General features: G+C 72.5%; 8 protein-coding genes. 5 read left to right on the top strand and 3 right to left on the bottom strand.

The window, feature by feature from the left end:
* Positions 1–85: 85 nt before the first annotated feature.
* Entirely contained in the window at positions 86–589 is a 504-nt protein-coding gene (locus AC3ERT_RS05935) for a MarR family winged helix-turn-helix transcriptional regulator (RefSeq protein ID WP_435173017.1), read from the bottom strand.
* Positions 590–787: 198 nt separating this feature from the next.
* On the opposite strand from AC3ERT_RS05935, the gene AC3ERT_RS05930 reads away from it, so the two are divergent.
* The gene (locus tag AC3ERT_RS05930) at positions 788–1,672 is read left to right on the top strand and encodes a lysozyme (protein WP_435173015.1); all 885 of its coding nucleotides are present in this window, start codon (positions 788–790) and stop codon (positions 1,670–1,672) included.
* Between the two features lie 114 nt (positions 1,673–1,786).
* Here the strand turns inward: AC3ERT_RS05930 and lon are convergent, their stop codons facing one another.
* Both lon and AC3ERT_RS05920 read right to left on the bottom strand, forming a co-directional pair.
* Complete coding sequence (gene lon / locus AC3ERT_RS05925) at positions 1,787–4,210, bottom strand: endopeptidase La (protein ID WP_335977203.1); 2,424 nt, start codon at positions 4,208–4,210, stop codon at positions 1,787–1,789.
* Between the two features lie 210 nt (positions 4,211–4,420).
* Positions 4,421–5,359, bottom strand: a complete 939-nt coding sequence (locus tag AC3ERT_RS05920) for a class I SAM-dependent methyltransferase (protein WP_335977205.1) — start codon at positions 5,357–5,359, stop codon at positions 4,421–4,423.
* A gap of 147 nt (positions 5,360–5,506) precedes the next feature.
* Between AC3ERT_RS05920 and AC3ERT_RS05915 the strand changes: the two genes are divergently transcribed.
* The 4 genes from AC3ERT_RS05915 to AC3ERT_RS05900 all read left to right on the top strand — a co-directional run bounded on the left by AC3ERT_RS05915 (position 5,507) and on the right by AC3ERT_RS05900 (position 12,339).
* Positions 5,507–6,220 (top strand): spermidine synthase family protein, encoded by a 714-nt coding sequence (locus tag AC3ERT_RS05915; protein ID WP_335977207.1) that lies wholly within the window; start codon positions 5,507–5,509, stop codon positions 6,218–6,220.
* 74 nt (positions 6,221–6,294) lie between these two features.
* Positions 6,295–7,008 carry a response regulator transcription factor gene (locus tag AC3ERT_RS05910; protein WP_335977209.1) on the top strand — a complete coding sequence of 238 codons (714 nt, stop codon included), beginning with the start codon at positions 6,295–6,297 and terminating at the stop codon, positions 7,006–7,008.
* On the top strand, positions 7,005–8,204 hold the full coding sequence (locus tag AC3ERT_RS05905; protein ID WP_335977211.1) for a HAMP domain-containing sensor histidine kinase: 1,200 nt from the start codon (positions 7,005–7,007) through the stop codon (positions 8,202–8,204). Before AC3ERT_RS05910 ends, AC3ERT_RS05905 begins: the two co-directional genes overlap by 4 nt.
* Positions 8,205–8,463: 259 nt before the next feature.
* Positions 8,464–12,339 carry a multifunctional oxoglutarate decarboxylase/oxoglutarate dehydrogenase thiamine pyrophosphate-binding subunit/dihydrolipoyllysine-residue succinyltransferase subunit gene (locus AC3ERT_RS05900; protein ID WP_335977213.1) on the top strand — a complete coding sequence of 1,292 codons (3,876 nt, stop codon included), beginning with the start codon at positions 8,464–8,466 and terminating at the stop codon, positions 12,337–12,339.
* Positions 12,340–12,416: the final 77 nt, after the last annotated feature.

Here is a 12,416-nt window from a genome sequence, read left to right as displayed (position 1 = left end):
GTCAGCGGTAGCCGTGGCGGTCAGGTGCGGCCGCGGCGGTCCCGGCGGCCCGCACGGTCCGGGCCGCCGTGCAGGCGCGTCGGCGTCAGCCGTCCTGCGTCGCGTTGAGGCGGTGCAGCAGGCGGGCGAGTTCGGCGACGTCCCGCGGGTCCCACTCCGCGAGCTGCCCGAGGTAGCGCTCGCGGCGGGCGCGCCGCACCCGGGCGAAGCGCTCCCGGCCCTCGTCGGTCAGCCGCATCAGGTAGGCGCGGCCGTCGGCCGGGTCGGGCTCGCGGGTGACCAGCCCGAGCTCCTCCATCGCCCGCAGCTGGCGGCTCATCGTGGCCTTGCCCACGCCGAAGTACGCCGCCAGCTCGGTGGCCCGCTCGGGTTCGGCCTCGTCCAGCCGGACCAGCAGGCCGTACGCGGCGGCCTCCAGTCCGGGGTGCACCTCGCGGGCCACCTCGCCCGAGGCGGCCCGGGCCCGGCGGAAGAGGACGGTCAACTCCCGTTCGAGGGAGCCCGCCACGCTGTCGCCGGGCACCGGCTGCGGCTCGCCCGCACCGTCCGTTCCGCCCGCTTCGCCTGCGGCACGGTTCGCTTCGGTCACAGGAGCCCCGCTTTCAACGGCTGAAAGTTTGCTTCACCCACGGTGGTTTCCGCAGCACGCCAAGTATTTCGCAGGCGTAGACCAACGGCGGTTCCCGGCCCCCCTTTCCACGCGCGTAGCGTCCAACGTACCGTCAGATCTGTCATGACCACACCATGACGCTGCGAGTCCCCCGACCTGCCCCTCATGGAGGCACGCATGTCCCACGGAGTTCCCTCCGTCGTGCACGGCACCGGCTCGGCAAGAACCCGGCTGGCGGTCCTCGTCGGCCTGATCGTTTCGCTGCTCACCTTGGCGTTCACCGTCCCCGGCGCGGCCCATGCGGCGGCTGCGACCGGTACGGCGAAGAGTGCCGGCCACCTCACCCACCCGGAACTGGACTGGATGGGCTCCACCGTCCCCGCCCACGAGGGCTCGGACACCGGCTCCGGTTCCGACACCGCGGTCCCGATGGCCACCCAGACGCCCGGCATGGACGTCTCCGGCTACCAGGGCAACGTCAACTGGACCACGGCCTGGGCGAACGGCGGCAAGTTCGCCTACGTCAAGGCGACCGAGAGCACCACCTACACCAACCCGTACTTCACCCAGCAGTACAACGGGTCCTACAACGTGGGCATGATCCGCGGGTCGTACCACTTCGCCACGCCGGACACCTCCGGCGGCGCGACGCAGGCGGACTACTTCATCGCGCACGGCGGTGGCTGGTCGGCCGACGGCAAGACCCTGCCGGGCGCGCTCGACATCGAGTACAACCCCTACGGCGCGACCTGCTACGGCCTGAGCCAGGCCAGCATGGTCAGCTGGATACACGCCTTCGCCAACGAGTACCACGCGAAGGAGGGGGTCTACCCGGTGATCTACTCGACCTACGACTGGTGGTCGACCTGCACCGGCAACAACAGCGGCTTCGCCACCACCAGCCCGTTCTGGATCGCGAAGTACTCCACCAGCGCGGGGACCCTGCCGGGCGGCTACACCTACTACACGTTCTGGCAGCACGCCGACAGCGGCACCTTCCCCGGTGACCAGGACTACTTCAACGGCGACACCACCCGCCTCAAGGCGCTCGCCCTGGGCTGACCGGGACCGCCCCGGGCCACCGGCCCGGACGCGGACGTTCCCCGCGCCCCTGAAGTGGCGGCTCCTTCGGCGGAAGGACGCCCACCACCACGGGGCGCGGGGAACGGCGGAGGCTCACGCCGCGAGCGGGACCTCCTCGGCGGAGGTGTCCGCGGCCGCCGGCTCGAGCGCCAGCTCGAGCACCTGGCGGACGTCGCCGACCGGGTGGACGTCGAGGGCCGCGAGGATCTCCGCGGGGACGTCGTCGAGGTCGGCCTCGTTCCGCTTCGGGATCACCACGGTGGTGATCCCGGCCCGGTGCGCGGCCAGCAGCTTCTGCTTGACCCCGCCGATCGGCAGCACCCGCCCGGTCAGGGACACCTCACCGGTCATGGCGACATCGGTGCGGACGCGGCGGCCGGACAGCAGGGACGCCAGCGCGGTCGTCATGGTGACACCCGCGCTCGGCCCGTCCTTCGGCACCGCCCCGGCCGGGACGTGCAGGTGTACGCCGCGGTCCTTCAGGTCGCCGACCGGCAGCTCCAGTTCCGCCCCGCGCGAGCGCAGGAAGGAGAGCGCGATCTGCGCGGACTCCTTCATCACGTCGCCGAGCTGGCCGGTGAGCTGGAGCCCGGACCCGCCGGTCTCCGGGTCCGCGAGCGACGCCTCGATGTACAGCACGTCGCCCCCGGCGCCGGTCACCGCGAGCCCGGTGGCCACACCCGGCACCGCGGTACGCCGCTCCTCCGGGTCCTGCGCGGCCTCCGGCACGTGGTGCGGCCGCCCGATCAGCGCCCGCAGGTCTCCGGCGCCGACCGTGAACGGCAGCTCGCGCTCGCCCAGTTCGTGCTGCGCCGCGATCTTCCGCAGCAGCCGCGCGACGGTCCGCTCCAGGTTCCGCACACCGGCCTCGCGGGTGTACTCCCCGGCCAGCCTGCGCAGCGCGTCCTCCTCGAGCCCGACCTCCTCGGCGTCCAGACCCGCGCGCTCCAACTGCCGGGGCAGCAGGTGGTCGCGGGCGATGACGACCTTCTCGTCCTCGGTGTAGCCGTCCAGCCGGACCAGTTCCATCCGGTCCAGCAGCGGCTCGGGGATGGCCTCCAGCACGTTGGCGGTGGCGAGGAACACCACGTCGGACAGGTCGAGTTCGACCTCCAGGTAGTGGTCCCGGAAGGTGTGGTTCTGCGCCGGGTCGAGGACTTCCAGCAGCGCGGCCGCCGGGTCGCCCCGGTAGTCCGAGCCGACCTTGTCGACCTCGTCGAGCAGCACCACCGGGTTCATCGACCCGGCCTCCTTGATCGCGCGCACGATCCGGCCCGGCAGCGCGCCGACGTACGTCCTGCGGTGGCCGCGGATCTCCGCCTCGTCGCGGACGCCGCCCAGCGCCACCCGGACGAACTTGCGGCCCATCGCGCGGGCCACGGACTCGCCCAGCGAGGTCTTGCCGACCCCGGGCGGCCCGACCAGCGCCAGCACCGCGCCGCCGCGGCGCCCGCCGACCACACCGAGGCCGCGGTCGGCCCGGCGCTTGCGGACCGCCAGGTACTCGGTGATGCGCTCCTTCACGTCGTCCAGACCCGCGTGGTCCGCGTCCAGCACGGCCCGCGCGCCCGCCACGTCGTACGTGTCCTCGGTGGTGCTGTTCCACGGCAGTTCGAGGACGGTGTCCAGCCAGGTGCGGATCCACGAGCCCTCCGGGGAGGCGTCCGAGGAGCGCTCCAGCTTCTCGACCTCCTTCAGGGCGGCCTCGCGGACCTTCTCGGGCAGGTCGGCGGACTCCACCCGGGCCCGGTAGTCGTCCGTTTCGTTGTCCGGGTCTCCGTTCAGCTCCGACAGCTCCTTGCGGACCGCCTCCAGCTGCTGGCGGAGCAGGAACTCGCGCTGCTGCTTCTCCATGCCCTCCTGGACGTCCTTACGGATCGTCTCGGCGACGTCCTGCTCGGCGAGGTGGTCGCGCAGCCACTGCGTGGCGAGCTTCAGCCGGGCCACCGGGTCGGCGGTCTCCAGCAGCTCCACACGCTGCTCCACGCTCAGGAACGGCGAGTAGCCGGAGTTGTCGGCGAGCTGGCCGGCGTCGTCGATCTGCTGCACCCGGTCGACGACCTGCCAGGCGCCGCGCTTGCGCAGCCAGCTCGTGGCGAGGGCCTTGTACTCCTTCATCAGCTCCGCGACGGTGCCCGGCGCCTCCTGCGGCGCGGGCTCCTCCACCACGGTGCCCTCCACCCACAGCGCCGCGCCCGGGCCGGTCGTGCCGGCGCCGATCCGCACGCGCGAGCGGCCCTTGATGACGGCGCCGGGGTCGCCGTCGGAGAGGCGGCCGACCTGTTCGACCGTGCCGAGGGTGCCCACGGCGGCGTACCTGCCGTCGACCCGGGGGACGAGCAGGACCCGGGGCTTGCCGCTGCCGCGGCCCGCGTGGGCCGCCTGTGCGGCTTCCACCGCGGCCCGTACCTCCGTGTCCGTCAGGTCGAGCGGTACGACCATGCCGGGCAGGACGACCTCGCCGTCGAGGGGCAGTACGGGGAGGGTGAGGTTGGAACTCTTCGGCTCAAACGCCATGATCGCTCCCTATGCAAGCAAGTTGAGTACACCTCACTCAATGCAAGGGGCTTCGCCGATGTTCCCCGGTCCACGTTCGCCCTGAGCGATCAGGGCGCCCCGTCCCCCGGAAGGGGGCGCCTCCTGTCCGCCCGGGACCTTGCGGCCGTACGTGGCCGGTCGCGCAGTTCCCCGCGCCCCTGACTTGCTCGGGTCCTTCCGGGGTCCGGGTTACCGCGCCCGCAGGAACGCGGAGGTCGAGACGCGCCCGAGAAGGACAAAACGGGTGGAGCCGGCGAGGTAGGCGTCGGCGCCCTGCTGGACGCCGGCCCACTTGTCGTCGCCGTAGTCGTCGAGGACGACGACCGCCCCGGGGGCGGCGATCTGCTCGGCCCACTGAAGGTCCTCGGCGACGCCCTGGGCGGAGTGGTCGCCGTCGATGACGATGACGCCGTACTCGCGGTCGGAGACGGCCGCGCGCACGTCCGGGTCGCCGGAGAACCCGACCTGGACCCGGGCCCGCTCCCCCGCCTTGCCGCCGAGCGCGAGGTTCGCCCGGACCACGTCGAGCCGTACCGGGGTGCCGGTCGGGTCGAGGCCCTCCAGCCCGCCGGGCTGGAGCTGGGTCCCGACCAGCGGGTCCACCACCGTCAGCTCGGGCTCGATCCCGGCGCGGTGCAGCATCCGCAGCATCGTGGCGGAGAACAGCCCGTACAGCGTGCCGATCTCCAGCACCTGCGCGTTGGGCGGGTCCAGCAGCGGCACCGCGGCGAGCTTGCCGCAGACGTTCTGGGTCGAGCCGGCCAGCCGGCCCACCGCCAGCGCCTCCAGCGCGATCACGTTGCGGAAGGCGATCGTGACGTTGCGCCGGGCCGCCTTCGGGTCCGCGCCGGTGGTCTCGGCGACCTGCGCCACCAGCTGGTCGATCTGCGCCGCGGTGGGCAGCCGCGGGCCGCTGCGGCCGGTCCGGTCGAAGAGCAGGCCGACCGCGTACTCCTGGCCGCGCAGCTCGTCGACCTGGCGCCGCAGCTTCTCCAGCTCCTTCACCTCCCGCCGCAGGGTGTCCATCTCCTTGCGCAACCGCGACACCGGACGCTGCACACGGCGGTCGACGAGGGAGGTCGCGGGACGCAGGAGCCGCTTGGCCACAGGGCTGTTGAGTATCGGCATGGGGCGGAACCTACGCCCCGGCTGTGCGGCCCGGACCAGCGCCGGGCGCAGTTCACCGGAAGTCCTCCGGTACGGGAGTTGAACGCCCGGTGACCCGGCGGCCGACGGGCGGCCATGGAATTCCCCCGGGTACGCCAAAATGAGGTCATGTCTGCGACGAACACCGAGGAACCGGTGGTGCTGGACCGGCGCGACGGCCCGTACGGGGAGGCGGTGCTGCGGCGGCGGGGCCCGCACCTGGAGATCATCGCCAACGGCACCTTCCTGATGGACACCTCCGACGGCCGCTCGGAGCGGCTGCTGGTCGACGCGGCGCTGGCCGCGCTGCCGCCCGGCCGGGACGGCGCGAGCGTGCTGATCGGCGGGCTCGGCGTCGGGTTCTCGCTCGCGCACGCCGCCGCCCAGCCGCGCTGGGCGCGGATCGACGTCGTCGAGCGGGAGCGGGCGGTGATCGACTGGCACCGGGCCGGCCACTTCGCCGCGCACACCGGCGGCGCCCTCGACGACCCGCGGGTGCGGCTGGTCGAGGCGGACCTGCTGGCCTACCTGCGCACCGCGCCCGGCCCCGCAGCCGCGCCCGCCGCGGGCCCCGAACGCGGTTACGACGCGCTCTGCCTGGACATCGACAACGGGCCGGACTGGACAGTCACCGACAATAACGGCAGTCTCTACAGTCCCAGCGGGCTTGACGACTGCCGGGAGCTGCTCCGCCCCGGCGGTGTCCTGGCCGTGTGGTCGGCGCAGCCCTCGGCCGCCTTCGAGGCCGCTTTGACGGGGGCGGGGTACTCCGGGGTGCGGACACTCGAGGTTCCGGTCGCGCGCGGGGTGCCCGATGTGGTGCATGTAGCCGTCAAGGCGTGAAGGCGTCATAGTCAGGGCCGCGGCCCGCCCCGTACGCTGCCGGTATCGGACGAGCTTGTGGGGCGGAAGCGGAAGTGGACAGCGCACAGACGACGGGCGCGCAGCGCCGTGTCCTGGTGGTCGAGGACGACCAGACGATAGTTCAGGCGATCGCGGCCCGCCTCCAGGCGGAGGGGTTCCAGGTGCGCACGGCGAGCGACGGCCCGTCCGCGGTGGACGCGGCCCACAGCTGGCAGCCCGACCTGCTGGTGCTCGACGTGATGCTGCCCGGGTACGACGGGCTGGAGGTCTGCCGCCGGGTGCAGGCCGACCGGCCGGTGCCGGTGCTGATGCTCACCGCGCGCGACGACGAGACGGACATGCTGGTCGGGCTCGGCGTCGGCGCCGACGACTACATGACCAAGCCGTTCTCGATGCGCGAGCTGGCCGCCCGGGTGCATGTGCTGCTGCGCCGGGTGGAGCGGGCCGCCGACGCGGCGTCCACCGTGCGCGGCGCCAGCATCCACCTCGGCGACCTGGAGATCGACCACACCCAGCGCCGGGTCCGGGTCGGCGGCAGCGACGTGCACCTGACGCCGACGGAGTTCGAGCTGCTGGTGTGCCTGGCCCACCAGCCGCGGGCGGTGCTCTCCCGCGAGCAGCTGCTCGCCGAGGTGTGGGACTGGACCGACGCGTCGGGCACCCGCACCGTGGACAGCCACGTCAAGGCACTGCGCCGGAAGATCGGCGCGGAGCGCATCCGCACCGTGCACGGTGTCGGCTACGCCCTGGAGAACCCGACGCCATGACCCCGGGCCCCATCGGGGACCCCGCGCGCACCCGGGACCCGGCGCGGGCCCTGGGCGCGTTGTGGTGGACCCGCCGCCGGGCGCCGCGCGGCAACCGGCGGCCGGCCCGGGTCGTGGTGCGCGCGTGGCTGAGCCGGCTGTGGGAGGCGCTGCGCCCCTGGGACCCGACCCGCTCGATCAAGGCGGCGCTCCAGGCGCTGGTGATCGCCTCCGTGATGATCACCACACTGCTGGTGACGCTGGCGATCCACTCCAGGACCGAGCTGCGGGTGATCACGATCTTCTCGATCATCGCCTCGCTGCTGATCACGCAGATCGTCGCGACCAACCTGACCGCGCCGCTGCGCGAGATGACGGCGGTGGCGCGGGCGATGGCCGGCGGGGACTACAGCCGCCGGGTGGCCCGCAAGCGCCGCGACGAGGTCGGCGAGCTGGCCGAGACGTTCAACCGGATGGCGGCCGACCTGGCCGCCGTGGACCGGCACCGCAAGGAGCTGGTGGCGAACGTCTCGCACGAGCTGCGCACGCCGATCGCCGCGCTGCGCGCGGTGCTGGAGAACGTGGTGGACGGCGTCTCGGCGGCCGACCCGGAGACGATGCGGCTGGCCCTCCAGCAGACCGAGCGGCTGGGCAAGCTGGTCACCCAGCTGCTGGACCTGTCCCGGCTGGACAGCGGCGCGGTGCGGCTGGACGCCAAGCGGTTCGAGGTGTGGCCGTACCTGTCGGCGGTGCTGAAGACGGCGAGCCTGGGCGCGGACCGCGGCAGGTCCGGCGGCGCCCAGACCCGGGCCCGGGCGGACGTGCCGCTGCACCTGGACGTCTCGCCGCCGGAGCTGGTGGCGTACGCCGACGGGGAGCGGCTGCACCAGGTGGTGGCCAACCTGGTGGACAACGCGATGAAGCACAGCCCGCCCGGCGGCCGGGTGACCGTACGGGCCCGGGGCGGGCCGGTGCCCGGCAGCCTGGACCTGGAGGTGTGCGACGAGGGGCCGGGCATCCCAGAGGCGGACCGGGTGCGGGTCTTCGACCGCTTCCACCGCGGCTCCCATCCGGGCACGGACGGCGGCACCGGTCTGGGCCTGGCGATCGCGCGCTGGGCGGTGGACCTGCACGGCGGGCGGATCGAGGTGGCCGAATCCCCGCGGGGCTGCCGCATCCACGTCACCCTCCCGGGGAAGCCGGCGCAGCAGCGTTGACGCGGCGCCGCCGCGGCGGTCGGCGGGGTGGGCGGCGAGGCGGGCGGAACACGCCCGCGGACCCGCCGCCGGAGGCCCGCCGGCGGACGGGCAAACCCGCAAGAGGGACCACTTTCCCGCCACGATCCGTCCCGAAACCAGTCTTCGGGTGTGACTTACGCGACGACTGCCCCCCTAAACTGCATGGAGACGCCAGGTAGGCGTAGCCTTTATTCCCGCTGTCCACCATCTTGTGAAGCGGAAGAGGGCGGTTGCCGCCGTGTCGCCACAGTCCCCCAATAGCTCTAGTGTCTCCACCGACCACGAAGCGCAGGGCGAGGGCCCCGCAGCGGGTTTCGGCCCGAACGAGTGGCTCGTGGACGAGATCTACCAGCAGTACCTCCAGGACCCGAACTCGGTAGACCGAGCCTGGTGGGACTTCTTCGCCGACTACAAGCCGGACGGCTCCGCCGCGCCGGCCGCCCCGGCGGGCCAGGGCGGTGCCTCGGGCGCCGCCGCCCGCGCCAGCGCGGGCGTACCCGGCTCCACGCCGCCCTCGGCCCCGGCCGGCCCGCAGGCCGCCGCGGCTCCCGCCCCGGCTCCCGCGGCGCCCCCGGCCCCGGCCCGCCCGGCTCAGGCCGCCGCTCCCGCGCCGGCCCAGCCGGCTCCCGCCGCGGCCCCGAAGCCCGCCGCCGCCCAGGCCCCGGCCAAGGCCGCCCCGGCGCCCGCGGCCACGCCCGCCGCGAAGCCGGCCGCCGCACCGGCCGCCGCGCCCGCCGCCACGCCCGCCGCGACGGAGTACGTGCAGCTGCGCGGCCCGGCCGCCGCGGTCGCCAAGAACATGAGCGCCTCCCTGGAGCTGCCCACCGCCACCTCGGTGCGCGCGGTCCCGGTGAAGCTGCTCTTCGACAACCGCATCGTGATCAACAACCACCTCAAGCGGGCGCGGGGCGGGAAGGTCTCCTTCACCCACCTCATCGGCTACGCCATGGTGCAGGCCCTGAAGACGATGCCGTCGATGAACCACTCCTTCGCGGTGAAGGACGGCAAGCCGACGCTGGTCAAGCCCGAGCACGTGAACCTCGGTCTGGCCATCGACCTGGTGAAGCCGAACGGCGACCGCCAGCTCGTCGTCGCGGCCATCAAGAAGGCCGAGACGCTGAACTTCTTCGAGTTCTGGCAGGCGTACGAGGACATCGTCCGGCGGGCCCGCGCGGGCAAGCTCACCATGGACGACTTCTCCGGCGTCACCGCGTCGCTGACCAACCCCGGCGGCCTGGGCACGGTGCACTCGGTGCCGCGGCTGATGCCCGGCCAGTCGGTGATCCTCGGCGTCGGCTCCATGGACTACCCGGCCGAGTTCCAGGGCACCTCCCAGGACACCCTGAACAAGCTGGGCATCTCCAAGGTCATGACGCTGACCAGCACCTACGACCACCGGGTGATCCAGGGTGCGGCGTCCGGCGAGTTCCTGCGGATCATGAGCCAGCTGCTGCTGGGCGAGAACGACTTCTTCGACGACATCTTCGCCGCGCTGCGCATCCCGTACGAGCCGGTGCGGTGGCGCACCGACATCGACACCGGGCACGACGACGACGTCACCAAGGCCGCGCGGGTCTTCGAGCTGATCCACTCCTACCGGGTGCGCGGCCACGTGATGGCCGACACCGACCCGCTGGAGTACCGGCAGCGCAAGCACCCGGACCTCGACGTCCTGGAGCACGGGCTGACCCTGTGGGACCTGGAGCGCGAGTTCGCCGTCGGCGGCTTCGCGGGCAAGTCCCTGATGAAGCTGCGCGACATCCTCGGGGTGCTGCGCGACTCGTACTGCCGCACCGTCGGCGTCGAGTACATGCACATCCAGGACCCCAAGCAGCGCAAGTGGATCCAGGACCGGATCGAGCGCCCGCACGCCAAGCCTGAGCGCGAGGAGCAGCTGCGCATCCTGCGCCGCCTGAACGCCGCCGAGGCGTTCGAGACGTTCCTCCAGACCAAGTACGTCGGCCAGAAGCGGTTCTCGCTGGAGGGCGGCGAGTCGGTCATCCCGCTGCTGGACGCGGTGCTGGACGCGGCGGCGGAGTCCCGGCTGGACGAGGTCATCATCGGCATGGCCCACCGCGGCCGGCTGAACGTGCTGGCGAACATCGTCGGCAAGTCGTACGCGCAGATCTTCCGCGAGTTCGAGGGCAACCTCGACCCGAAGTCGATGCACGGCTCCGGCGACGTGAAGTACCACCTGGGCGCCGAGGGCACCTTCACCGGTCTGGACGGCGAGCAGATCAACGTCTCGCTGGCCGCGAACCCCTCGCACCTGGAGACCGTCGACCCGGTCATCGAGGGCATCGCCCGCGCCAAGCAGGACGTCATCAACAAGGCGGGCACCGACTTCACGGTGCTGCCCGTCGCGCTGCACGGCGACGCGGCCTTCGCCGGCCAGGGCGTGGTGGCCGAGACGCTCAACATGTCGCAGCTGCGCGGCTACCGCACCGGCGGCACCGTGCACGTGGTGATCAACAACCAGGTCGGCTTCACCGCCGCCCCGGAGTCCGCGCGCTCGTCGATGTACAGCACCGACGTGGCCCGGATGATCGAGGCGCCGATCTTCCACGTCAACGGCGACGACCCGGAGGCCGTGGTCCGCGTGGCGCGGCTGGCCTTCGAGTTCCGGCAGGCGTTCAACAAGGACGTCGTGATCGACCTGATCTGCTACCGGCGCCGCGGCCACAACGAGTCCGACAACCCGGCGTTCACCCAGCCGCTGATGTACGACCTGATCGACAAGAAGCGCTCGGTGCGCAAGCTCTACACCGAGTCGCTGATCGGCCGCGGCGACATCACCCTGGAAGAGGCCGAGCAGGCGCTCCAGGACTACCAGGGGCAGCTGGAGAAGGTCTTCACCGAGGTCCGCGAGGCCGTCGCGGCGCCGGCGGAGAGCCAGAGCCAGGACAGCCAGGCGGAGTTCCCGGTCGCGGTGCCGACCGCGGTCAGCACCGAGGTGGTCAAGCGGATCGCCGAGTCCCAGGTGAACATCCCCGACCACGTCACGGTGCACCCGCGGCTGCTGCCGCAGCTCCAGCGCCGGGCGGCCATGGTCGAGGACGGCACCATCGACTGGGGCATGGGCGAGACGCTGGCGATCGGCTCGCTGCTGCTGGAGGGCACCCCGGTCCGGCTGGCCGGCCAGGACTCCCGGCGCGGCACCTTCGGCCAGCGGCACGCGGTGCTCATCGACCGGGTGACCGGCGAGGACTACACCCCGCTGCTGTACCTGTCCGAGGACCAGGCCCGCTACAACGTCTACGACTCGCTGCTCAGCGAGTACGCGGCGATGGGCTTCGAGTACGGCTACTCGCTGGCCCGGCCGGACGCGCTGGTGATGTGGGAGGCCCAGTTCGGCGACTTCGCCAACGGCGCCTCCTCGATCATCGACGAGTACATCTCGGCGGCCGAGCAGAAGTGGGGCCAGACCTCCGGCGTCACCCTGCTGCTGCCGCACGGCTACGAGGGCCAGGGCCCGGACCACTCCTCGGCCCGGATCGAGCGCTACCTCCAGCTGTGCGCGCAGAACAACATGACGGTCGCGTTCCCGACCACCCCGGCGAACTACTTCCACCTGCTGCGCTGGCAGGTGCACAACCCGCACCACAAGCCGCTGATCGTCTTCACCCCGAAGTCGATGCTGCGGCTGAAGGCGGCGGCGTCGAAGGCCGAGGACTTCACCACCGGCCAGTTCCAGCCGGTGATCGGTGACACCACGGTGCAGCCCGAGGCGGTCCGCAAGGTCGTCTTCTGCACCGGCAAGGTCTACTACGACCTGATCGCCGAGCGGGAGAAGCGCGGCGCGGGCGATGTCGCCATCATCCGGATCGAGCGGCTCTACCCGCTGCCCGGCACGGAGATCCAGCAGGCGCTGGCGCCCTTCACCAAGGCCCAGAAGTTCGTGTGGGCCCAGGAGGAGCCGGCCAACCAGGGGGCGTGGCCGTTCATCGCGCTCAACCTGATCGACCACCTCGACCTGGTGCTGGGTGCCGCCCCGGACAACGCGGACCGGCTGCGCCGGGTCTCCCGCCCGTCCTCGTCGTCGCCCGCGGTGGGCTCGGCGAAGCGGCACCAGGAGCAGCAGCAGAACCTGGTGAACGAGGTCTTCGAGATCTGACCTCCGGCCCGGCTCAGCCCCGGGCCCCGTACGGCCGCCGGCCCCCTGTCCCGTCCCGGGCAGGGGGCCGGCGGCCG

The sequence above is a fragment of the Actinacidiphila sp. bgisy145 genome (genome assembly GCF_057708125.1).
Note: the sequence above shows the minus strand (reverse complement) of the source record. Positions and strands in the feature narration are given on the sequence as shown.

What these genes read in the sequence shown, in the direction of transcription:
- AC3ERT_RS05915 (WP_335977207.1), top strand. Translation starts at nt 5,507, where the DNA reads ATGTCTGCGACGAACACCGAGGAACCGGTGGTGCTGGACCGGCGCGAC.
- AC3ERT_RS05930 (WP_435173015.1), top strand. Translation starts at nt 788, where the DNA reads ATGTCCCACGGAGTTCCCTCCGTCGTGCACGGCACCGGCTCGGCAAGA.
- AC3ERT_RS05905 (WP_335977211.1), top strand. Translation starts at nt 7,005, where the DNA reads ATGACCCCGGGCCCCATCGGGGACCCCGCGCGCACCCGGGACCCGGCG.
- AC3ERT_RS05920 (WP_335977205.1), bottom strand. Translation starts at nt 5,359, where the DNA reads ATGCCGATACTCAACAGCCCTGTGGCCAAGCGGCTCCTGCGTCCCGCG.
- lon (WP_335977203.1), bottom strand. Translation starts at nt 4,210, where the DNA reads ATGGCGTTTGAGCCGAAGAGTTCCAACCTCACCCTCCCCGTACTGCCC.